This is a genomic window from Stenotrophomonas sp. 05L413, from assembly GCF_056397945.1.
Window position 1 is genome coordinate 957,227 of sequence record NZ_JBFTOL010000001.1, and the last position, 21,461, is coordinate 978,687.

At 67.8% G+C, this 21,461-nt stretch carries 18 protein-coding genes; 3 read left to right on the forward strand and 15 right to left on the reverse strand.

All coding sequences use genetic code 11. The features are described 5' to 3' along the window. Positions 1-12 precede the first annotated feature (12 nt). From tkt to AC1DIQ_RS04265, 13 genes are all read right to left on the reverse strand, one after another. Complete coding sequence (gene tkt / locus AC1DIQ_RS04205; protein WP_121039397.1) at positions 13-2,022, reverse strand: transketolase; 2,010 nt, start codon at positions 2,020-2,022, stop codon at positions 13-15. Between the two features lie 151 nt (positions 2,023-2,173). Beyond that, the gene (locus AC1DIQ_RS04210; protein WP_121039400.1) at positions 2,174-3,523 is read right to left on the reverse strand and encodes a dicarboxylate/amino acid:cation symporter; all 1,350 of its coding nucleotides are present in this window, start codon (positions 3,521-3,523) and stop codon (positions 2,174-2,176) included. Positions 3,524-3,590: 67 nt separating this feature from the next. Beyond that, the gene (locus tag AC1DIQ_RS04215) at positions 3,591-5,294 is read right to left on the reverse strand and encodes a BatD family protein (protein WP_478049472.1); all 1,704 of its coding nucleotides are present in this window, start codon (positions 5,292-5,294) and stop codon (positions 3,591-3,593) included. Beyond that, positions 5,291-7,039, reverse strand: a complete 1,749-nt coding sequence (locus tag AC1DIQ_RS04220) for a VWA domain-containing protein (protein WP_478049514.1) — start codon at positions 7,037-7,039, stop codon at positions 5,291-5,293. The genes AC1DIQ_RS04215 and AC1DIQ_RS04220 overlap by 4 nt, the downstream gene beginning before the upstream one ends. Further along, positions 7,036-8,034: a vWA domain-containing protein gene (locus tag AC1DIQ_RS04225; RefSeq protein ID WP_121041202.1), complete on the reverse strand. Its 999-nt coding sequence runs from the start codon at positions 8,032-8,034 to the stop codon at positions 7,036-7,038. Before AC1DIQ_RS04225 ends, AC1DIQ_RS04220 begins: the two co-directional genes overlap by 4 nt. Positions 8,035-8,039: 5 nt before the next feature. Next, positions 8,040-8,501 (reverse strand): DUF4381 domain-containing protein, encoded by a 462-nt coding sequence (locus AC1DIQ_RS04230; protein WP_478049473.1) that lies wholly within the window; start codon positions 8,499-8,501, stop codon positions 8,040-8,042. Further along, positions 8,498-9,421 (reverse strand): DUF58 domain-containing protein, encoded by a 924-nt coding sequence (locus AC1DIQ_RS04235; RefSeq protein ID WP_152152540.1) that lies wholly within the window; start codon positions 9,419-9,421, stop codon positions 8,498-8,500. Before AC1DIQ_RS04235 ends, AC1DIQ_RS04230 begins: the two co-directional genes overlap by 4 nt. Before the next feature lie 5 nt (positions 9,422-9,426). Next, positions 9,427-10,449 carry an AAA family ATPase gene (locus AC1DIQ_RS04240; protein WP_121041204.1) on the reverse strand — a complete coding sequence of 341 codons (1,023 nt, stop codon included), beginning with the start codon at positions 10,447-10,449 and terminating at the stop codon, positions 9,427-9,429. 139 nt (positions 10,450-10,588) lie between these two features. Next, positions 10,589-12,565, reverse strand: coding sequence for a type IV pilus secretin PilQ (locus AC1DIQ_RS04245; RefSeq protein WP_121039415.1), 1,977 nt, complete (start codon positions 12,563-12,565; stop codon positions 10,589-10,591). Between the two features lie 20 nt (positions 12,566-12,585). Then, complete coding sequence (locus tag AC1DIQ_RS04250) at positions 12,586-13,080, reverse strand: pilus assembly protein PilP (RefSeq protein WP_226956626.1); 495 nt, start codon at positions 13,078-13,080, stop codon at positions 12,586-12,588. Positions 13,081-13,118: 38 nt separating this feature from the next. After that, positions 13,119-13,793 carry a type IV pilus inner membrane component PilO gene (locus AC1DIQ_RS04255; protein WP_121039421.1) on the reverse strand — a complete coding sequence of 225 codons (675 nt, stop codon included), beginning with the start codon at positions 13,791-13,793 and terminating at the stop codon, positions 13,119-13,121. Next, the gene (locus tag AC1DIQ_RS04260) at positions 13,790-14,623 is read right to left on the reverse strand and encodes a PilN domain-containing protein (protein ID WP_121039424.1); all 834 of its coding nucleotides are present in this window, start codon (positions 14,621-14,623) and stop codon (positions 13,790-13,792) included. The genes AC1DIQ_RS04255 and AC1DIQ_RS04260 overlap by 4 nt, the downstream gene beginning before the upstream one ends. Then, the gene (locus AC1DIQ_RS04265) at positions 14,623-15,681 is read right to left on the reverse strand and encodes a pilus assembly protein PilM (RefSeq protein ID WP_019183880.1); all 1,059 of its coding nucleotides are present in this window, start codon (positions 15,679-15,681) and stop codon (positions 14,623-14,625) included. The genes AC1DIQ_RS04260 and AC1DIQ_RS04265 overlap by 1 nt, the downstream gene beginning before the upstream one ends. A gap of 223 nt (positions 15,682-15,904) precedes the next feature. Here AC1DIQ_RS04265 and AC1DIQ_RS04270 point away from each other — a divergent pair, with 223 nt between their 5' ends. Then, positions 15,905-18,334 (forward strand): penicillin-binding protein 1A, encoded by a 2,430-nt coding sequence (locus AC1DIQ_RS04270; RefSeq protein ID WP_152152542.1) that lies wholly within the window; start codon positions 15,905-15,907, stop codon positions 18,332-18,334. 259 nt (positions 18,335-18,593) lie between these two features. Then, on the forward strand, positions 18,594-19,241 hold the full coding sequence (locus tag AC1DIQ_RS04275) for a hypothetical protein (protein WP_121039430.1): 648 nt from the start codon (positions 18,594-18,596) through the stop codon (positions 19,239-19,241). 18 nt (positions 19,242-19,259) lie between these two features. On the opposite strand, the gene AC1DIQ_RS04280 is transcribed toward AC1DIQ_RS04275, so the two are convergent. Beyond that, positions 19,260-20,024: an alpha/beta fold hydrolase gene (locus AC1DIQ_RS04280; protein WP_461770224.1), complete on the reverse strand. Its 765-nt coding sequence runs from the start codon at positions 20,022-20,024 to the stop codon at positions 19,260-19,262. 96 nt (positions 20,025-20,120) lie between these two features. Between AC1DIQ_RS04280 and AC1DIQ_RS04285 the strand changes: the two genes are divergently transcribed. Next, a complete protein-coding gene (locus tag AC1DIQ_RS04285) occupies positions 20,121-20,897 on the forward strand; it encodes an AraC family transcriptional regulator (protein ID WP_121039436.1) in 777 nt (258 codons plus the stop codon). A gap of 62 nt (positions 20,898-20,959) precedes the next feature. On the opposite strand, the gene AC1DIQ_RS04290 is transcribed toward AC1DIQ_RS04285, so the two are convergent. Then, positions 20,960-21,325: a NirD/YgiW/YdeI family stress tolerance protein gene (locus AC1DIQ_RS04290; RefSeq protein ID WP_259259272.1), complete on the reverse strand. Its 366-nt coding sequence runs from the start codon at positions 21,323-21,325 to the stop codon at positions 20,960-20,962. Between the last annotated feature and the right edge of the window lie 136 nt (positions 21,326-21,461).

The window sequence follows — 21,461 nt, forward strand, 5'->3', positions numbered from 1 at the left end:
CCGGCGCCACCATCAGTTCGCCAGCTGCGCCTTGGCCGCAGCCACGACGTGCTCGGCGGTGATGCCGAAGTGCTTGTACAGCGCCTCCGCCGGGGCCGACGCACCGAAGGTATCGATACCCACCACCGCACCGTCCAGGCCCACGTACTGGCGCCAGAAACCGGTGACGCCGGCTTCCACGGCCACGCGGTTGCGCACGGCGTTGGGCAGCACGGACTCACGGTACGCCGCGTCCTGACGCTCGAAGACATCGGTCGACGGCATCGACACCACGCGGGTCTTGATGCCGGCGGCATCCAGTTCCGCCTTGGCGGTCACGGCCAGGCCCACTTCCGAACCGGTGCCGATCAGGATCACGTCCGGCACGCCACCTTCCGCATCGGCCAGCACATACCCACCGCGCGCGATCTGGGCGACCTGCTCGGTGCTGCGCGGCTGGTGCGGCAGGTTCTGGCGGCTGAACACCAGGCAGCTCGGGCCGTCCTTGCGGGTGATCGCGGCCTTCCAGCTGACCGCCGATTCGACCGCATCGCACGGGCGCCACACATCGTTGTTCGGGATATAGCGCAGCGAGGCCAGATGTTCCACCGGCTGGTGGGTCGGGCCGTCTTCGCCGAGGCCGATCGAATCGTGCGTGTACACGTGGATCGCGTGGGCCGGGATCAGCGCGCTCATGCGCACGCCGTTGCGGGCGTAATCGCTGAACACCAGGAAGGTGGCGTCGAACGGAATGAACCCGCCATGCAGGGCCAGGCCGTTGGCGATCGCGGTCATGCCGAACTCGCGCACGCCGTAGTACACGTAGTTGGCGTTCGGGTCATCGGTGGCGACCGACTTGCTGGCCTTCCACAGGGTCAGGTTGGAGTGCGCCAGATCAGCCGAACCGCCCACCAGTTCCGGCAGCAGCGGCGCGAACGCTTCGATCGCCAGCTGCGAGGCCTTGCGCGAGGCGATGGTCTGGCCATCGGCCTGGACCTGGGCGATGTAGGCATCGGCCTTGGCGATGAAATCGGCCGGCAGCTCGCCGTGGGAACGACGGATCAGCTCATCGGCTTCGGCCGGGAACTGCGCGGCGTACTTGTCGAACTGCTGTTCCCACTCGGCCTGGCGCAGGGTGCCGGTACCGCCGGCACGCCAGCCGGCGTAGATTTCTTCCGGAATCTCGAACGGGCCGTACGGCCAGCCCAGCTGCTTGCGGGTCGCTTCCAGCTCATCCTTGCCCAGCGGGGCGCCGTGGCTGGATTCCTTGCCGGCCTTGTTCGGTGAACCGAAGCCGATGGTGGTGCGGCAGCAGATCAGGGTCGGCTTGTCGAACTGCGACAGCGCGCTGTCGATGGCGGCCTTGATGCTGTCCGGATCGTGGCCATCGACGCCGCGCACCACGTTCCAGCCATAGGCTTCGAAACGCTCGGGGGTGTTGTCGGTGAACCAGCCATCGGTGTTGCCGTCGATGGAGATGTGGTTGTCGTCCCAGAAGCAGACCAGCTTGGACAGGCCCCAGGTGCCGGCCAGCGAGGCGACTTCATGCGAGATGCCTTCCATCAGGCAGCCATCGCCCAGGAACACCCAGGTGCGGTGGTCGACGATCTCGTGTTCCGGGCGGTTGTAGCGCTGTGCCAGCAGCTTCTCGGCCAGGGCGAAGCCCACGGCGTTGGCCAGACCCTGACCCAGCGGACCGGTGGTCGTCTCCACGCCGGGGGTTTCATGGTGCTCCGGGTGGCCGGCGGTCTTGCTGCCCAGCTGGCGGAACTGCTTGAGCTGCTCGATCGGCAGGTCGTAGCCGCTCAGGTGCAGCAGCGCGTACTGCAGCATCGAGCCGTGGCCGTTGGACAGCACGAAGCGGTCGCGGTTGAACCACTTGGGATTCTTCGGGTTGTGACGGAGATAGTCGTTCCAGAGCACTTCGGCGATGTCGGCCATGCCCATCGGCATGCCGGGATGACCGGACTTGGCGGTTTCGACCGCATCAGCGGCAAGGAAGCGGATGGCATTGGCCAACTGGCGGCGGGTAGGCTGCGTCATGGTTCTGTCGGAGTCGGGAGGCTCCCGCGGAGCTGCGGGCAGCCCATTGTCCCACAGGTGATCGGCGGGGTCAGGCCGGAGACAGGCCAGGCCCTTAACGACAACGCCCCGCACAAGGCGGGGCGTCGGGAACCTGCAGGCCTGCGCGGGCTTAGTCGCGCGGGGCGGGTGCCGGGGCCGGGGCTGGGGCCACCGCGGCTACGACCGGACCATCGTCCACCTCGCCCTTGGCCACCAGGGTGGTCAGGGCCAGATCGCCGGTGACGTTCAGCGCGGTACGGCACATATCCAGGAAGTGGTTCACGCCCAGGATCAGGCCGATGCCCAGCGGGTTTACGCCGACCATGGCGCAGATCATCGCCACCACCGGCAGCGAGCCGGAGGGCACGCCGGCGGTGCCGATGCCGCCCAGGATGCAGACGGCCATGACCATGAACTGCTGGCCGATGCTCAGGTCCACGCCGAAGAACTGCGCCAGGAAGATGACCGTCACGCCCTCGAACAGTGCGGTGCCGTTCTGGTTGGCGGTGGCGCCCACGGTCAGCACGAAGCGCGAGACCTTCTGCGGCAGGCCCATCTGGTCGGCCACGCGCAGCGCGGTCGGCAGGGTGGCGTTGCTGGAGGCGGTGGAGAAGGCCATCACGGTGGCCTCCTGGGTGTCGCGGAAGAACGCCAGCGGCGAGCGCCCGGAGAGCCACACGGCCACGCCGTAGGTCACCACCATGTGCAGGCCCAGCGCCAGCACCACCACGCCCACGTAGGCGCCCAGGCGGATGATCAGCTCGAAGCCGAACAGGGCGGCCAGGTTGAACATGAAGCAGGCCACCGCGTACGGGGCCAGGCGGATGACCAGATTGATCAGCGTCATCGAGACTTCGAAGATGCCTTCGATGGCACGACGCAGCGGGGCCACCTTCTCTTCAGGCGAAAGCACCATGCCGATGCCGAACATCAGCGCGAAGAACATCAGCGACAGGATCGCGCTGTTGCTGGACGCCGCCTCGACCACGTTGCCCGGCACGATCGACAGCAGCATGTCCATGCCCTTCGGCGTGCCATGGATACCGGCGACGATTTCCTTGCTGCGTTCGGCGTTCTCGGCCAGCATCTGCGCGGCCACGACCGGGTCCACGCCCACGCCGGGCTTGAGCACGTTGACCAGCACCAGGCCGATGCCCACGGCGATGCCGGACAGCACGATGGTGTACGCCAGCGTCTTCCAGCCGATGCGGCCAAGGGCGCGGATGTCGCCCATCTCCGACACGCCCATGATCAGCGCCGAGAAGATCAGCGGCACGATCAGCATGAAGATCAGATTGAGGAACAGGCCCGAGGCCGGGGTGGTGATGTAATCCATCACCCACTTGGCACCGGTATGCAGGCCGTCGATGCTGCCACCGAGGGCATGGACGGTCAGCCCGAGGACCAGGCCGATGATGAAGCCAATGCCCATTTTCCAGTGCAAAGGCAGTTTCTGCCGGGTCGTTGCGGCCTCAGTCATGGAGCGGCGTTCCTCGAAAAAATGAAATCAGCTTAGCAAAGCCGGCCGCCCTGACCGACACGCCTTTTTATGAATGCGCGGATGGGTACAACGGCGCGAGGCCATTGTTCTGCGTGCCCGCACGGGCCCGCCAGTGCGGTCCGTCATGAAAGGCGCGCCGCAGCGCCTGCCTTGCCTGGCCCACATCACCGCCCTGCCCGCCCCAGCGGACCGCCTGCATCTGGATCAACGTCTCGCGCTGCTGTGCGTTGTCGAGGCGCTCCAGCACCTGCTCGAAGGTCTGCACACCGCCCATGCCAGCCAGCACGGCGATGATCTCGTCCAGGCCGCCGGCTTCCATCGCCCGGCGCAGGTCGGCACGGGTGTACGGGCTTCCGGACGAAGCAACGGGCACGCCCGCTTCGGCATCGCGCACGGCGACACGACGACCGCGACGGCGCCAGCCCCAGAGCAGGGTCAGCAGCCACAGCACGGTCAGGCCCGCCGACAGTGCGATCCAGCCCCACGGCCGCGGTGCGCCCTGCGCCGGCGCCAGCTGCAGATCGGTGGAGGCCGCCGCCGGTTCGCCCGGCAGCGCCGAGGTGGTGTCCACCGGCAGCGCCGGCGCGGTACTGCCGGCCACACCGGCGGCGATGTCCAGCTGCAGGTCCGGCAGGCTGGCATTGCGCGGCTGCCCGGCCGCCACATCCCACCACGCCATGCGCAGCCCCGGCACGGTCAGCGGCCCGGCCTGACGCGGCACGATTGCAAACCGCCGGGTCAGCTTGAGCTGCGGGGTGGTGCCGTTGAAGGTTTCATCGAACTGCGGCGGCTCGGCAAACACCTGCGCGCCGGGGCCGACATCGGGCACGGGCAGTTCAGGGAACTGCGCCTTGGTCGCGCCCTCGGCCACGGCCTCCACCACGATCGTGGCCGCCTCACCGGCACGGCCGGTGGTGGGCGCTGCGGTGTAGCGCAGGCGCAGCCCGTGCAGCGGCAGCCACGGTTGCGGTGCAGAGGCGGGTTGCGCCTGGACCTGCAGCGTGCGCTCGGCCGATGCGGCACGCAGGCGGCCATCGCCGCCGAACATGTCATTGAAGAAGCCGCCCGCGCTGCGCCCGTTGAACTGTGCCGCCGGCAGCACCAGCGGCCCGCTGCGCTCGGGAATCAGCAGGAAGCGCCGTTCCACCACGTTGTAGCGGCGCCCATTGACCTCGCGCACCAGGGTGCGGTCATCGCCCACCCGCTGCAGCGAGGCGCCGGCCGGTGTATCGAGCACCAGTTCGCCACTGAGCAGTTGCGCGGCGTAGAACAGGCGCACCACCACGCCGACACTCTGCTGCACATAGGGCGTGGGATCGTCGACCTCGGCTTCGAGGAAGGCCGCAGCATCACCACTGGCCGCCGCGGGCGCGGACGCGCTGCTGGCGCCGACCTGCAGGGTCAGCGGCTGGGTGCGGCTGCTGCCCACCTGCAGGGCAGGTATCTGCAGGGTGCCGGTGCGCTTCGGGCTGAGCGCGACGGCATACAGCGCGCGCGCGGTCATCGCGCCATTGCTCCACTGCACCTGGCGGCTGCTGGTCTGGCTGCTGAGATCGAAGTCGGTCCGCAGCGGGCCATAATCCGGCGCGCCGCCGCCCGCATCGGATTCGATGTTGAGGGTGACGGTATCGCTGTCGGTGATCTGCTCGCGGTCGAGCCAGGCGCGGGTCTGCGCGTGCGCGGCCATGCTCGCGCACAGCAGCAGGGCAAGCCCTGCGCGCAACCAGCGCTGTATCGTGGAATGTGTCATCGCCCTTCCCGTTTCCTGCGTTCGTTTTCCAGCTGGAACTTGGCCCGCAGCAGGCTGCCGGGGTCATCCGGTACCCGCCGCATCCAGGCCTCGACCGCCTGCTGCTGCTCGCGCTGCTGCGGGGTGCCGCTGACCTGGCCCTGCGCCTTGTCGTTGCCGTCGTTCTGCCCCTGGCGCTGCATCGCCTGCTGCATGCGCTCGCGCTGGGCCGCGTCAGCCTCGGCCTGCGCCTGGCTGTCGGCGGCCTGCGGCGACTTGCCGCCCTTGGGTTGGCCATCCTTTGCATCAGCGGATGTGGGCGACGGTGACTGCCCCTGTTCGCCCTTGTCCTGCGGCGGCGACGCATCCCCATCCTTGCCTTGACCCGGGTTCTTGCTGGGATCGGGCTGGTCGGAGGGCGGCTTTTTTCCGTCCTTCTGATCGTTGTTCTGATCGTTGTTCTGTGGCGGCCTGCGCTTGCGGGCGGCATCGACGGCGGCGCGGTTGGCGACCGCATCGGCCATGCCCGGATGCTGTTTCAGCGCACGGTCGTAGGCCTCGATGGCGGCATCGTACTGGCCCTGTTTCGCCAGCGCGTTGCCCAGGTTGTACCAGCCGGCATCGGTATCGATGCCCTCGAACTGCTGCTGCGCCGCCTTGAAGTCGCCCTTGCGGTAGGCATCCACGCCGGTGGACAGGCGTTGCTGATCGATCTGGTCGGCGCGTTGCCACCACGTTCCCTCGGCGGCGTGGGCCGTCGTCGGCAGCGCCATCGGCAGCGCCGCCATCATCACCAGCACCGCCAACGCGCCGCGCCGCCGGAAGGCGAACAGGGCCAGCAGCATCAGCGGTGGCAACAGCCAGAACCCTTCATCGCGCCACGTGCGGCCCTGCCCTTCGCGGCTGTCATCGGCACTGACCCGCGGGGTCAATACGTCGAGCGCCGCGAGATCCTTGTCATCGGAGGCGATACGCGCATAGCGGCCGCCGCCACGGCTGGCGACACCCCGCAGCGTGCCCTCCTCCAAGCGCGCCGGCACGATCTGACCCTCGCCGTTGCGGTAGGCCGCGCCCTGCGGCGTACCCAGCCCGAGCACGGAGACCACGAAGCCCTGCGCGCGTGCCGAGGCAGCGGCCTGTTCGGCATCCGCATCGGCGCGATCGGTCAGCAGGAGAATGTCGCCACCGCGTGCGCCGGATTGCTGCAGCAGCTTCACCGCCGTCTCCAGCGCACGGTCGGCACGCTGGCCATCGCGCGGCATCACCTCCGGTGCCAGCGCATCCAGATACAGCGCGACATTGGCCATGTCGTCGGTCAGCGGGGCCACGGTATACGCGTCGTCGGCGTACACAAGCAGCGCGACTTCGCCGCCCTGGCGCTCGCGCAGCAGCGTGGCCAGCTTGGCGCGCGCCTGCAGCAGACGCGACGGTGGCAGATCGGTCGCGGTCACCCGCGAAGAGAGATCCAGCGCGACCACCAGCGGCGACGGCGTCTGCCACAGCGGCTGCGCGATCTGTCGCCACGAAGGACCGGCCAGCGCCACGATGGCGATCGCCGTGCCGAGCAACAGCAGGATCAACCCGCCCCAGGCGCGACGGTCGCGGCCGACCAGGAGATGGCGCAGCAGATGCGCATCCACCGTCTGGCGCCAGACATTGGCGCGATGGCGACGCAGCCACCAGATCGCCACCAGCAGCGGCAGCACGAGCAGCGCCCACAAGGCATCGGGGCGGACAAAATGCAGGGCGTTCCAGCTCGCGCTCATGTCCAGCGCCTCGGCAACAGCCACGCCAAGCCGGCCAGCAGCAACGCCAGCGCCAGCGGCGGGGCGTAGCGTTCGATCCGCGGCCGCACCGCCGGGCCGGCCGATTTGACCGGCTCCAGCCGTTCCAGCTCGGCATAGATGCCGGCCAGCTCATCGGTATTGCGCGCACGGAACGAGCGCCCGCCGGTGAGCTCGGCAATCTTGTTCAGAGTCGCTTCGTCGACCGGGTCTTCGCCGGGGGCGATCTGCACGCCAAACAGGCTGATGCCCCCGTCGCCGCCGAAGGCCACCGTATAGACGCGCACACCTTCGGCCTGGGCCAGCTCGGCCGCGCGCAGCGGTTCAAGCACGCCGGCATTGCTGACCCCGTCGGTGAGCAGGATCAGCACGCGCTGCCCTTCCGGCTGTTCGCGCAGGCGTTTGACTGCCAGCGCGATCGCATCGCCGATCGCGGTCTCGCGCCCGGCCAGGCCGACCACGCTGTCGCGCAGCTGGTCACGCACGCTGGTGAGGTCGGCCGTCAACGGGGTCAGCGTATAGGCACGCTCACCGAAGATCAGCAGGCCGACACGATCACCCACACGGCGGTCGAGGAAATCGGCGAGCACGGCCTTGGCCGCGGTCAGCCGCTCGACCACCTGATTGCCAAGCATCATGTCCGCTTCGCTCATGCTGCCGGAGACGTCCACCGCAAGCATCATCTGCCGGCCCTGCTGTGGCGGCGTCACCGCTTCGCCCAGCTGCTGCGGTCGCGCGGCGGCCACGCACAGGCACGCCCACGCCAGCCACAGCAGCGCGCGCCCCAGTCGTGGCCCGGCACCGCCCGAGGCAGCCCCGAGCGATTGCAGCTGATCGGCCGCATACGGCACCCGCAACGCGGCACCTTCACCGGGCCGCGAGGGCCACCAGCGCATCAGGATCGGCAAGGGCAGCGCCCACAACATCCACGGCCACGCCAGGCTGTCCACCCAGCTCAACCACGTGGGCACTGTCATCGCGATCATCGGCCGCGCTCCGTCAGCAGCGACAGATAGCGGCGGCGGGCCAGCACGCGCAGCCGCTGCACCGCCTCGGCATCCACGCTCGGTCGATAGCCACCATCGAGCAGCAGCGCACCATCGCCCTCGGAAAACGCCCGGCTGTTTTTCTCATCCAGGAACGCCAGCCACGCGTTGCCCTGCAGACGTTCCGCCCCGGGCTGGTACTGACGTGCCGCGCGGCGCAACAGCTCGGCGATCGCCGCCACCTCCCGCACCGGCGAACCGGCCTGGGCGACCTGTGCATCGAACAGATCCAGCCAGCGCTGGCGCGCACGCCGCCGGCGCCAATACCAGACCCAGATTCCCGCCACCACCAGCACGATCGCGCAGAACACCAGCCACCAGCCCGGCGCGGGCGGCCACCAAGGCGGTGACGGCGGCAGCTGCACATCGCGCAGCGGCAGCGAGGCGGCGGCGCTCATGCCACCACCGCCGTCGGCAAGGGGCTGAGCCAGCTGTCGCTGGCATCGTCGGTGGCCACCACATGCACCTGGATGCGGCGGGCCGCCAAGCGGCTCTGCAGCGCTTCCAGGGGCGCAACGAAGCGTTCGCGCCAGTGCTCACGCACCGCGGCGCTGCGCAGATCCAGCAGCACGCGGCGCCCCTGCGAAAGGAACGGCAGCGCATCGGCCGGCGGTGCCAGCTCCAGCGGATCGACCAGCAGCATCACCACCACCTCATGGTGCATGGCCAACGCGGCCCAGCGTGCACTGCTGATCGTGGCGGCGCGCGCCGGATCGGCCAGCACCACCACCCGGGCACCGGGGCGCAGCAGACGTGCCGCCTGCTCCAGCGCGCGATCCAGGCCGGCGTCTTCGGCAGGCGGCTCGGCATACCAGCGGGTCAGGGCGTCAAGCACGCGCAATACACCGCGGGTGCCCCCGGCCGGTGCGATCGGCGGCTCCTGGGTGCTGCCACGCACCGCAGCCAGGCGGTCACCCTGGCGCTGCGCCAGCCACGCCGCCACCGCACCGACGCGCGCGGCCTGCACGGATTTGAAGCGGACCCGGGTGCCGAAATACAGCACCGGATCGGTGTCGGCGACCAGCAGCGTCAAGCGTTCGCGCTCGGCCTGAAAAAGTTTGGTATGCGCACGCCCGGTACGCGCGGTGACGCGCCAGTCGATATGCCGCGCGTCATCGCCCGGCACATAGTCGCGGGACTCGGCGTATTCCATCCCACGCCCGCGCGCGGGCGACGGCGCACTGCCGGCGTGACCCAGCCGGCCACGCCGTGCCGGCGGCGCACGGTGCGCACTGCGGCGCAGCGCCACCAGCTCGGCCAGGCTCGGCCGCAGGCCATCACCTTCCAGCGGCGTAGCCGTATGCACGGGCGTATCCATCGCGCTCAGGGCGCCGGCACGCGGGCCAGCAGCTCGGCGACCAGACGCTCGCCATCCCAGCCTTCGGCGGTGGCTTCATAGCTGGGCAGCACGCGGTGCCGCAGCACGTCGGGCGCGACGTTGCGCACATCTTCCGGGGTGACGAAGTCGCGGCCGGCCAGCCAGGCCCGGGCGCGTGCACAGCGCTCCAGCGCGATGGAGCCACGGGGGCTCGCGCCCCAGGCGATGCGCCGGGCCAGCGCCGGGTCGTAACGCGCGGCATCGCGCGAGGCCAGCACGATCTCGATGAGATAGCGCTCCAGCGCGGGCGCGACATGCAGCGACAGCACCGCCTTGCGAGCGGCGAACACATCGCTCAACGGCATGCGGGCCGGCGCGGCGGCCGGGGTGGACAGCGCTTCGCGCGCACGCTCGCGGGCCAGGCGCAGGATTTCGGTTTCCGCCTCCGAATCCGGATAACCGATCCTTACATGCATCAGGAAGCGGTCCAGCTGGGCTTCGGGCAGCGGGAAGGTGCCCTCCTGCTCGATCGGGTTCTGCGTGGCCATCACCAGGAACAGCGACGGCAGCGGATAGGTATGGCGGCCGACGGTCACCTGGCGCTCGCCCATCGCTTCAAGCAGCGCGGACTGCACTTTGGCCGGGGCACGGTTGATTTCGTCGGCAAGCAGGATCGGATGGAAGATCGGACCGGGCACGAATTCAAAGCGACCTTCCTGCGGGCGCCAGATCTCGGTACCGGTCAGATCGGCCGGGAGCAGGTCCGGGGTGAACTGCACGCGTGAGAAATCCGCATCGAGCCGGGCGGCCAGCGCACGGATCGCGGTGGTCTTGGCCAGGCCGGGGGCGCCCTCGACCAGCAGGTGGCCATCGGCCAGCAATGCGGTCAGCAGGCGCTCGACGAGCGCGCTCTGGCCGACGATCTCGGAGGACAGGCCGTCACGCAGCGCGCGGAAGGCCTCGTGCAGGCGGTCGTGCTCCACCGGAGCGGGCGTGGGGGTATCGGGCATGGGGGGCGGCAGATTCATGGCATCCATGTGACCTCCACGGTGGGCAGAGGTTCCATCGCCATGATGGCAGGACAGCGCCGGTTACAACATCAAGATTGGCTGAACGCAGAAAGGGCCGCACGTGGCGGCCCTTTCGTCATTGCAGCAGCGGTGCGGCTCAGTTGACGGCCGGATTGGCCTTGGCCACGCGCAGCACCTTCGGGGTCACGAACACCAGCAGTTCGGCCTTGTCCTTGTTGCGGCTGCGCTTCTTGAACAGATTGCCCAGGAACGGCACGTCGCCCAGGAACGGCACCTTGTTGATGCTGGTGCGGTCGGTGAACTCGTACACGCCACCGATCACCACGGTCTGGCCGTCGTCCACCAGCACCGCGGTGTTCACTTCGCGGCGGTTGATGGTCGGGACCTGGCCGTAGCCTGCCAGCAGGATGTAGCTCTCCACTTCATCCTTCTTGACCGCCATGTTGAGGAACACACGGTTGTCGTTGGTGATGGTCGGGGTGACCTTCAGCTCCAGCACCACTTCCTTGAACTGGACATTGGGCTGGGCCGCGGCGCCGGCCGCACCACCACCGCTGATGGTGACGTAGCCGATTTCCTTACCCTGCTTGATCACCGCTTCGCGCTGGTTGGTGGTCACCACGCGCGGGTTGGAGATGACTTCGCCGCGCGATTCGGCCTGCATCGCCGAGAGCTCCACATCCAGCAGATAACCGGCATTGAGGATCGACAGCGCCAGCGAACCCGGGTTGTTGATCGCCGCCACCGGCAGGTTCCAGTTCAGGCCTTCGGCGAACTTGGTCGCGCCACGCACCGGGATCGCGCCGGTGCGGCCACCGGCCACCCACTCGTTGATCGCCTTCTGGTACTCGGTGTCCTTGGTGCCGCGGTCGTTGATGTTGTTGTGGTTCTGATCGGTGTTGGCCCCGAAGAACACGTCCTGGCGGCTGCCACTGATGCCGAACTTGGCGCCGAGTTCACGCGCGAAGGTATCGGTGGCGATCACGATCCGGCTTTCGATCAGCACCTGGTCGACCGGACGGTCGATCACGCTGATCAGCTCACGCATGCGCGCGATCTTCTTCGGAATGTCGCTGATCATCAGGGTGTTGGTGCGCTCGTCGGCCACGATACGGCCGCGCGAGGACAGGAACCCGCTGTCTTCCTGCGAGCTGCCACCACTGCCACCGCTGCCGCCGCCGATGCCCTTGGCTTCGGTCAGCGCTTTGAAGATCGCCCCGGCGTTGTGGTAGTTGATCTGCACGTAATCGGTGACCAGATCCTCGCGGTTCTCGATCGCGATGCGCGCGTCTTCCTTGTCCTGCTCGAACTTGGCCAGTTCCGGCTGCGGTGCCACCCAGATCACGCCGCCATCGCGGCGCTTGTCCAAGCCCTTGGCCCGCAGCACGATGTCCAGCGCCTGGTCCCACGGCACGTTGATCAGGCGCAGGGTCACGTTGCCCTGCACGCTGTCGGAGGCGACCACGTTGAGGTTGGATTCCTCCGCCACCAGCTGCAGCACGGTGCGTACCGGCACGTCCTGGAAGTTGAAGGTGACCGGCTTGCCGCTGTAGCCGCGCTGGCCCAGGGCCGCCGCGGCCTGGCTGACCGAGGTGGCGGTGACCGCGCCGGTCGCCGGGGTGGCCTGGCGCGGGCTGATCTCGACCACGTATTCGTTGCCGCTCTGGTAGGCCAGCGACTCGAACGCGGTGTTGGTGTTGAGCACCAGCTGCGTGCCGCCGCCATACGGCTTGGGATCGATGCGCTGCACGGGCGTGGCGAAGTCGGTCACGTTGATCGACTTCTGCAGGTTTTCCGGCAGGCGCGCGTTGCCGACGTCGATGACGACGCTGTTGCCCTGGCTGCGCAGATCCGGGCTCGCGCCCTGGCCATCGAACTGCAGGATCAGCCGGCCGGCGCCATCGTCGCCGCGCTTGAAGTCGATCTTGGACACCGACAGCGAGGCCGGCGCGGTCGCCGGCGCGGTGGTGGCCGCCGGCTTGGGCACTGCGCCGCTGGGCGTGGCCGCCATCAGCGTGCCGTTGGCCACCATGAGCGCGACTCCCAGCGCGCACAGGTGGAGCAACTTCTGGCGCCGGACGGAACGCAGCCGCATGGCGTTGGAAAAGGTCATCGTGCTATCCCCATAATCATTCATTGATCTTCAAGCGCGAGCGTTGCCGGCCGTTCCAGCCAGCCACCCGCGCCATCCGGCACCAGTTCAATCAGCTCAATCCGGTCCTCGAAGACCCCGGTCACCCGCCCGTCGCTCTGCCCCAGATAGACGCCCGGACGCACCCGATAGGTGACCTTGTCCGGTGCCATCACCAGCACGACGAGTCCGCCCCCACGGCCGATCGAACCCACCATGTCCAGGCTGTCCAGCGGGAAATCTTCCAGCGGCTCCTTGCGGCGGTTCGGATCCGGACGCAGCCCCGATCCCCCTTGCGGATTGGTCCAGGCGTCGGTGAACGGGTCGCGCATCCCCTGCGCGGAATATTCAAACGTCTCGAACTGCTGCATCACCGGCAGCGGCTCAAGCGGCGGCGCCGGACGCGCACGCACGTCGGCCACCCACTTCTCCAGGTTCGGTGCATCGCCGGGCGTACTTGTCACGCCGCGTGCGCAGCCGGCCAGCAGCACGACCATCAACAGACCACCTACCCGTGCGGTCGACGTCAGAGGGCTCATTTCCGGCCTCCCTTCGCAGCCTTTTCTTTCTCGGCGGCGGCCTTCTCCTGGGCTTCCATCTCCACATCATCCAGGTAACGGTAGGTCTTGACCGTTCCGGACAACTCCAGCGCACCGCTGCGGGCGGTGATGCCGGTCTTGGGATCCTTCGGCTTCAGGTTGATGTCGTGCATGGTCAGGATGACCACGCGCGGCAACGAGGCCACACCACTGACGAACGCGCCGAACTGGTGGTAACTGCCCACCATGCGCAGGGCGATCGGCTTTTCCGCGTAAAACTCCTTGGGCTGCTCCGCACCGGGCTGGAACAACTCGTTGGACAGGCCACTGGACAACGCGGTCTGGGAGATGTCGATGATCAGATCGGGCATCTCGGTCTTGCTGGGCAGCTGGCGCAGCATCTGCTGCAGCACCTGTTCCATCTGGGTCAGCTGCTGCTTGAGCGGCTCCAGATTGACCGCGCGGCCCTGTTCCTTTTCGAACTCGGTGCGCAGCTGGGTCTCGGTGCTTTCCAGCGACGCCAGCTCATCGCGCTTGCCGCTGATCAGCAGGAACCAGGCCATGATCACGATGAACAGCGCCAACAGCGCGCAGAACACGACCTTGGCCTTCTGCGGCCAATTGCCGATGTTGTTGAAGTCCAGCTCTTTGAGGTTGATCTTCTGGCTCATGCGGCGGCCCCCTTCTGGGCCGGGGCCGGCGCCGCCGGTTGTGCAGGTTGCGCGGAGGGCGTGGGCGGCACGATGCGGCTGTTGCCGGCCGGCGGGGCCGGATCAGCGGCATCGGGCGAGGCCGGTGCGTTGGGCGCCGGGGCCGGCGACAACGGGGCCACCGGCGGAACCGGGGTAGCGCCCGGCGGTGCCGGATCGGCGGTCGGCTCGATCACGCTGCCATCGGCGGCCAGCTCGGTAACGCTGCTCTGGGCCGGCAGATTGACCTTGACCACGAACATGTACGGCAGCGACTTGATGTCCGCCACCGGGCTGCTGGCGGCACCGGCCTTGTCCCGCTCCGGCGCCTTGGCTTCAATGATCGACAGCTCCGGATTGGTCATCCAGCCCGAGCTTTCCAGGTTGCGCATGTAGGCGCTGACGCGTGCGTTGGACTGCGTGCGCCCTTCCAGAGTCAGCACATCGCCTTCCTGCTTGAGCGTGGTCAGCACCACCCCGTCGGGGATGGTCCGGACCAGCGCATCGAACAGATGCACCATCTGCGAGCGCTTGGCCTGCAGTTCCTCGATCACGGCCTTGCGCGCCAGCAGGCGGTCCTTCTGGCGGTCCAGGCGTTCGATTTCCTTGTTCTGCTCCTTGACCTTCTCGATCTCGGCCTGCAGGAAGGTGTTGCGATCGCTCTGCCCGCTGACCTGACGGTCGTAGTAGAACCAGATCAACAGCGAGAGCAGCAACCCACCGATGGCGGCGGCACCGAGCATGGCGTAGAAGTCGCGCTGGCGTTGCTTGCGCCGTTCGGCGCGCCAGGGCAATAAATTGATGCGCGCCATCAGTCAAAGCTCCTCAGCGCCAGACCGGTGGCGATCATCAGCGCCGGGGCATCCTGGGCCAGGGCGTGTGCCTGCACCTTCGGGCCGAGCGTCATCTGTGCCAGCGGGTTGGCCACCACGGTGGCCACGCCCAGCTGCTCTTCCACCATGTCCGGCAGGCCGGTCAGGGCCGCGCAACCGCCGGCGAGCACGATGTGATCGACCCGGTTGAACTCGCTGCCTGCATAGAAGAACTGCAACAGACGGCTGATCTGCTGGACCGTGGCTTCCTTGAACGGCTCCAGCACTTCCATCTCATAGCTTTCCGGCAACCCGCCCTGGCGCTTGGCCAGCCCGGCCTCTTCGTAGGTCAGCCCATACCGGCGCATCACTTCGTCGGTCAGCTGCTTGCCGCCGAATACCTGCTCGCGGCTGTACAGGCTGCGGCCACCGCGCAGGACGTTCAGGGTGGTCATGGTGGCGCCGATGTCCACCAGCGCGACCACGCCATCACTGGCCACCGGCAGCTCGCTGGCGACCAGGGCAAAGGCGTTCTCGACCGCAAAGGCCTCCACGTCCATGACCCGTGCCACCAGCCCGCCCAGTTCCAGCGCCGACTGGCGCAGCTCGACGTTCTCTGAACGCGAGGCGGCCAACAGCACCTGGACCATTTCCGGATTGTTCGGAATCGCACCCAGCACCTCGAAATCGAGGTTCACTTCCTCGATCGGGTACGGGATGTAGTTGACCGCCTCGAGCTCGACCTGGGCTTCCATGTCGTTCTCGTCCAGATCGGCGGGCATCGGGATCAGCTTGGTGATCACGGCAGAGCCGGCCACGGCCGCGGCGGCATGCCGTGCCTTGGTTCCAGAGCGGTTCACGGCGCGTCGAATGGCCTCCCCGACCGCTTCAACCTCCACGATGTTCTTTTCCACCACCGCATTCGGCGGAAGTGGTTCCACGGCGTAATGTTCCACGCGGAAACGATTGCCGCTGCGGGATAACTGCAACAGCTTTACTGCAGTCGAGCTGATATCGACGCCGATAAGAGGCGACTGGCTTTTTGGGATAAGCCCCACGGTTTCTCCCCTGCCGATGGGCACTTGGACGCAGAACCTGCGACCGCGCATTAATAACGTTTTTTTTGCAAATCGCAACCGTCAAGCTGTAAAACGAGCACTACGGCTCGTTTCACGCGTCCCCAGACGGTGATCGACTGCTCTCCCCGGGAACACCCCCAGCCGTTCCCTTGCGTAATCTATACTCTGCGACCACGAAATTCGCAATCGGAATCTGTCACTGATGACACGTCTTCGCCGTTGGCTGCGCTGGATGCTGGTCGCGTTCCTGGTCCTGGCATTGATCGGCGCTGCGGTTGCCGGCGGCCTGTATTACGCCGTCTCCTCCAAGCTCCCGGACGTGCAGACCCTGCGCGACGTGGAGATGCAGGAGCCCATGTACGTCTATGCCAGCGATGGCAAGCTGATGGCGGTGTTCGGGGAAACCCGGCGCACCCCCATCACCATGAAGGACGTCCCCGAGCGCCTCAAGCAGGCGTTCCTCGCCACCGAGGATGCCCGCTTCTACGAGCATGGCGGCGTGGACTACAAGGGCATCGGCCGCGCGGTCTGGCTGCTGGCCACCACCAGTGACAGGCGCGTGCCCGGTGGCTCGACCATCACCCAGCAGGTCGCCCGCCAGTTCTTCCTGAGCTCGGAATACAGCTACACCCGCAAGCTGGCCGAGATCCTGCTGGCACGCAAGATCGAGAGCGAGCTGAGCAAGGACGAGATCTTCGAGCTCTACCTCAACAAGAGCTTCTTCGGTAACCGCGCGTATGGCGTGGCCGCCGCGGCCGAGTTCTATTACGGCAAGAAGCTGGGCGAGCTGGACCTGGATGAGATGGCCTCGCTGGCCGGCATCCCCAAGTTCCCTTCCTCGGGCAACCCGATCAGCAACCCCGAGCGTGCCCGCGAGCGCCGTGACTTCTATGTGCTGCAGCGCATGGCCAGCCTGGGCTTCATCTCCCAGGCCGAGGCCGACGCGGCCAAGGCCGTGCCGATGCACGCCACCGCGCATGAGCCGCCGGTGCAGGTCGAAGCGCCTTACGTGGCCGAACTGGTGCGCCAGGAAATGATCGCCCGCTTCGGCGGCGACGTGGTCAACAAGGGTTACCACGTGACCACCACGATCAACGCCGAGCTGCAGACCGCGGCCAACCTGTCGGTGCGCGATGGCCTGCTGGCCTACGACCACCGCCACGGCTGGCATGGCGTGGAGCAGCACGTGGAGGTGCCGGCCGACGCCGATGCCGCCGCGCTGGCCACCAAGCTGGCCGGCATTCCGGCCCAGACCGGCCTGCTGCCGGCGATCGTGGCAGCCACCGCCGCCGATGGCAGCGCGACCGTAGTGCTGGGCAACCGCAGCGAAGTGGTGTTGCCGGCCAGCGCTGCCCGCTGGACCAACAAGACCCCGGCCAAGCTGGTCACCCGCGGCGACATCGTGCGCGTGCGCGCCGGCGAGAAGGAAGGCGAGTGGCTGCTCGACCAGATCCCGCGCGGCCAGGCCGCGCTGGTCTCACTGGACGCTGAAAACGGCGCACTGAAGGCACTGGTGGGCGGCTTCAGCTTCTCCGGCAACAAGTTCAACCGTGCCACCCAGGCGCGTCGCCAGCCGGGCTCGAGCTTCAAGCCCTTCATCTACGCGGCCGCCTTCGACAAGGGCTTCAACCCGGCCTCGATCGTGCTCGATGCCCCGGTCGTGTTCCGCGACCGCCGCGGCAAGACCTGGTCGCCGCAGAACGACGGCGGCGGCTTCCGCGGCCCGATGCGCCTGCGTGAAGCGCTGGTGCAGTCGCGCAACCTGGTCTCGGTGCGGCTGCTCGATGGCATGGGCGTGGATTACGCGCGCAAGTACATCAGCGAGTTCGGCTTCGCCGAGGCCGAGCTGCCGCCGAACCTGTCGATGTCGCTGGGCACCGCCTCGCTGACCCCGCTCTCGGTGGCGCGTGGTTACGCGGTGTTCGCCAACGGCGGCTCGCGCGTGGACACCTGGCTGATCGACCGGGTGACCGACCGCGACGGCGTGGAAGTGTTCAAGGAGAACCCGGCCATCGCCTGCCGCGACTGCGCCGGCACCAGCGGCGTGCCGGTCAGCCAGGTGGTGGATGGCTTCAACTTCGGCTCCGCACCGGCGGCCAATGCCGCGCCGGCCAAGCCGCAGCAGGCCACGTCCACCGCCGCCGCCGAAACGCCGGTAGCGGTGAACCCGGATGCCAAGGTCGCCCCGCGCGCGATCGATGCGCGCACCGCGTATCAGCTCAACTCCATGATGCGCGACGTGGTCCAGCGCGGCACCGGCACCGCGGCCAAGGTGCTCGGCCGCGAGGACGTGGGCGGCAAGACCGGCTCGACCAACGATCACCGCGATGCGTGGTTCTCCGGTTTCGGTGGCCCCTACGCGACCACCGTATGGGTCGGCCGCGACGACTTCCGCTCGCTCGGCTACCGCGAGTACGGCGGCCGCGCTGCCCTGCCGATCTGGATCGAGTACATGCGCGTGGCGCTGAAGGACACCCCGATCGCGCAGAACGAGCCGCCCTCGGGCATGGTCCAGGCCACGCTCAACGGCGCGACCGAGTGGGTCAAGGTGGAGGACATGGAGAAGCTGGAGGAGTACGACTTCAACAGCCATGCGCCACAGGCCGACGACGCCGCGTTCGATATCTTCTGACCGCATGCGCCGGCTACGCCCGGCGCCGCGATGGAATACAGGCCGGGCATTGCCCGGCCTTTTTTTGGTTCTTTTCCATCAGCATGGCAAGCATGGAGCGCGCTCTGCATCTTTGCAGGCGCGGCGGCCAGGGAGTCGGGCGCTGGGCCGCGATGCCCTTGCCGGCGAATGTCCCCCGGCGTCGGCCTGTGGCGCGACTCTACCCGCCTGTCACATCGCCGGTGTACATTGCCGTGCAGGTCGCCAAGGAGTACCGGTCATGCATCGAGCCCGCCAGCATGCAGCCACGCAGACCCGTGAGCGCCGCCACCAGCTGGCGCACGAAGCCGCCCGGCTGATGGCCGAGGGCGGCATCCGCGACTATCACCAAGCCAAGCTCAAGGCGGCCACCCGGCTCGGCATCCATGACGATGCCTCCCTGCCCCGCAACACCGAGATCGAAGACGCCCTGCGCGAGTACCAGCGCCTGTTCGCCGGTGCCGACCATGGCGCGCAGTTGCGCCAGCGCCGCGAGGCCGCCCTGCGTGCGATGGACTTTCTGCAGGGTTTCTCACCCCGCCTGTGTGGCCCCGTACTGGACGGCACCGCCGACGCCAACAGCCCCGTGCAGCTGCAGGTGCACAGCGACGATGCCGATGCCGTGCAGCGCTACCTCGATGAGCACGGCATTCCGGCCGAATCACGGACGCGCCGGTTGCGGCTGGACCGCGAGCGCAGCCTGGACGCCCCGGTCTGGGTGTTCAGCGCCGAAGACCTGACCTTCGACATCGCGGTACTGCCGTATGACGGCCTGCGCCAGCCGCCGCTGTCGGCGATCGATGAGAAGCCGATGCGGCGTGCGTCGGCTGCACAGGTCCGGGAGCTGCTGGCCGACAGCGAGATCGAGGGCTATCTGGGCAGCCGCTGAGAGTACGCGCGGCCTCCTTCAGGCCTCGGCGAACGGAATCAGAAAGCGCTCGATCGCCGCGACCAGGGCCAGCGGCGTTTCGTTCATCGGGTAGTGACCCGCATTTTCCAGCACCTCCACGGTCGCCTGCCGATAGCGGCGCAGGTAGGTCCTGCCCATCAATGCCGCGTTGAACACAGGATCGTGCTCGCCGACCAGCACCTTCACCGGATGCCGGTCCGCAATTTCCGCGCTGAAATCGGTGTCCGCCCAGGCCGGGAAGTACGCCGCGAATGCCTCCGGCGAGGCGTGCGCCATCGAGTACTGCGCCTTCCAGTCCAGCCACGCGGCGGGCAACCGCCCACCGGTGCTGCGATCGATGATGCCCCGGCGGATGCTCACGCTGCCTGCGGCCGCTTCAAGCAACTGCCGGGTCGGGGAATCGTAGGCAATGCCACCGCACGGCACGGGCGCGACGGCGACCAGCGCGCGCACGCGATCCGGGGCGAGCACCGCGATCCGCTCGATGGCCATGCCGCCCATCGAATGCCCGACCAGGCTGAAGGTCTCGATGCCGAGCGTGTCGGCCAAGGTCAGTGCGTCATTGGCGATCTCATCGATGGTGTAGCTGCCACGCACATCGCGCATCCCGCCGTAGCCGCGGCAGTCCATGAAGACGTAGCTGAACACCTCACCGGACAGCCACGGCTCGATCGGTTCGAAGGCATGGGCGTCGCCAAACCAGCCGTGCAGGACCAGGACAGGATGGGCGCCAGTGCCGACGCGATGAAAGGTAGTGGGCATGGCGGCACCATGGAAACGTGAGGTTGGGCCGCGATGTTAGGGCGGCGGCGCGTGGCCCGCCGTCGACGCCAGGCCGATGACGATAGAATCCGGGCCATGCGCAATACCCTGCTCGATCCCTTTGAAGATCTGCCGCGCGCCGTGGTGGTCACCGCCAACGACTACGCCGCCGGATCCGTCTTCCCCGATCACGCGCATCGGCGCGGTCAGTTCGCATTTGCCTCGCGCGGCACCATCAGCCTCACCACGCCCGAAGGACACTGGCTGGTGCCACCACAGCGTGCCTGCTGGGTGCCGGCAGGCGTCGCGCACGCCATGGCGATGCGTGGCCCGGTCACGATGCTCAATGTCTTCGTGGCGGCCGAAGAAGTGGCGGCGGTCCAGTTGCCGGCCCGCTGCGGCGTGCATGCCGTATCGGCGCTGCTGCGGCACCTGATGGACGATGCGGTCGATCTGCCGGCACTGTACGACCTGGAGGGGCGTGCCGGCCGGCTGATGCAGTTGCTGGTCGCGGAGATCGCTGCGATGCCACGGCTGTCACTGCATGCACCGCTGCCCCGCGACCCGCGCCTGGCGCGCGCCTGCCAGCGGCTCTTCGATGCGCCCTCGATCGCCGCCTCGCTCGATGAGGTCGCCGCCGAGGCGGGCATGAGCCGACGCACGTTCACCCGCCAGTTCCGCGCGGACACCGGGGTGGGGTTTGCCGAATGGCGCCAGCAGGTCTGCCTGCTCGCCGCGATCGAACGCCTGGGTGCCGGGCAGCCGGTCACCCGGATCGCACTGGATCTGGGATACGCCAGCCCAAGTGCGTTCTCGTCCGCGTTCCGTCGCGTGCTGGGGGAACCGCCCAGCCGCTATGTGGAAACACGCTGAGGGCCGCCGGACGATGAACGCAGAACGCCCCGCACTGCGGGGCGTTCGACGGTGCAGGCAGATCAGCGCGTGCCGATGATCCGCACGTGCTCCACATCGATATCGGTGGGTTTGAAGCGATGGGTATCGACTTCTCCCTGCAACTCCACCACGGTCGTCGCGCTGACGGGCTGCCGGTCAGGCAGATCCTTGTCATCGATCTCGACGTCGATCTCGCCGGTGGCATCCTTGAAGCGATAGCGTTCGTGGCCGATCTTGGCGATCAGCGTGCCCTGCAGCACGACGGGCTGGTCATCGCGCTGGTCGCGTGCTTCGGCGACGGTGGTGACCGCACTGGTCGCGCCAGGGCCGGTGTACTGGGCATGTGCGCCGGCGCTGACCAGGCTCAGCGGTGCGGCGATGAGGACAACGGCGATCAAACGATTCATGAGGGACTCCATGGGCGTGAGGATGACCGCCAAGGTTGTACCTCGATCGAAGTGAGGCCCATGCAAGAAGTATGAAAAGAGGTGTCCGGCACCCCAAAAAAAAACGCCCCGCAGTGCGGGACGTTTTTATCACAAC

What these genes read in the sequence shown, in the direction of transcription:
- tkt (WP_121039397.1), bottom strand. Translation starts at nt 2,022, where the DNA reads ATGACGCAGCCTACCCGCCGCCAGTTGGCCAATGCCATCCGCTTCCTT.
- AC1DIQ_RS04210 (WP_121039400.1), bottom strand. Translation starts at nt 3,523, where the DNA reads ATGACTGAGGCCGCAACGACCCGGCAGAAACTGCCTTTGCACTGGAAA.
- AC1DIQ_RS04215 (WP_478049472.1), bottom strand. Translation starts at nt 5,294, where the DNA reads ATGACACATTCCACGATACAGCGCTGGTTGCGCGCAGGGCTTGCCCTG.
- AC1DIQ_RS04220 (WP_478049514.1), bottom strand. Translation starts at nt 7,039, where the DNA reads ATGAGCGCGAGCTGGAACGCCCTGCATTTTGTCCGCCCCGATGCCTTG.
- AC1DIQ_RS04225 (WP_121041202.1), bottom strand. Translation starts at nt 8,034, where the DNA reads ATGACAGTGCCCACGTGGTTGAGCTGGGTGGACAGCCTGGCGTGGCCG.
- AC1DIQ_RS04230 (WP_478049473.1), bottom strand. Translation starts at nt 8,501, where the DNA reads ATGAGCGCCGCCGCCTCGCTGCCGCTGCGCGATGTGCAGCTGCCGCCG.
- AC1DIQ_RS04235 (WP_152152540.1), bottom strand. Translation starts at nt 9,421, where the DNA reads ATGGATACGCCCGTGCATACGGCTACGCCGCTGGAAGGTGATGGCCTG.
- AC1DIQ_RS04240 (WP_121041204.1), bottom strand. Translation starts at nt 10,449, where the DNA reads ATGAATCTGCCGCCCCCCATGCCCGATACCCCCACGCCCGCTCCGGTG.
- AC1DIQ_RS04245 (WP_121039415.1), bottom strand. Translation starts at nt 12,565, where the DNA reads ATGACCTTTTCCAACGCCATGCGGCTGCGTTCCGTCCGGCGCCAGAAG.
- AC1DIQ_RS04250 (WP_226956626.1), bottom strand. Translation starts at nt 13,080, where the DNA reads ATGGTCGTGCTGCTGGCCGGCTGCGCACGCGGCGTGACAAGTACGCCC.
- AC1DIQ_RS04255 (WP_121039421.1), bottom strand. Translation starts at nt 13,793, where the DNA reads ATGAGCCAGAAGATCAACCTCAAAGAGCTGGACTTCAACAACATCGGC.
- AC1DIQ_RS04260 (WP_121039424.1), bottom strand. Translation starts at nt 14,623, where the DNA reads ATGGCGCGCATCAATTTATTGCCCTGGCGCGCCGAACGGCGCAAGCAA.
- AC1DIQ_RS04270 (WP_152152542.1), top strand. Translation starts at nt 15,905, where the DNA reads ATGACACGTCTTCGCCGTTGGCTGCGCTGGATGCTGGTCGCGTTCCTG.
- AC1DIQ_RS04275 (WP_121039430.1), top strand. Translation starts at nt 18,594, where the DNA reads ATGCATCGAGCCCGCCAGCATGCAGCCACGCAGACCCGTGAGCGCCGC.
- AC1DIQ_RS04280 (WP_461770224.1), bottom strand. Translation starts at nt 20,024, where the DNA reads ATGCCCACTACCTTTCATCGCGTCGGCACTGGCGCCCATCCTGTCCTG.
- AC1DIQ_RS04285 (WP_121039436.1), top strand. Translation starts at nt 20,121, where the DNA reads ATGCGCAATACCCTGCTCGATCCCTTTGAAGATCTGCCGCGCGCCGTG.
- AC1DIQ_RS04290 (WP_259259272.1), bottom strand. Translation starts at nt 21,325, where the DNA reads ATGAATCGTTTGATCGCCGTTGTCCTCATCGCCGCACCGCTGAGCCTG.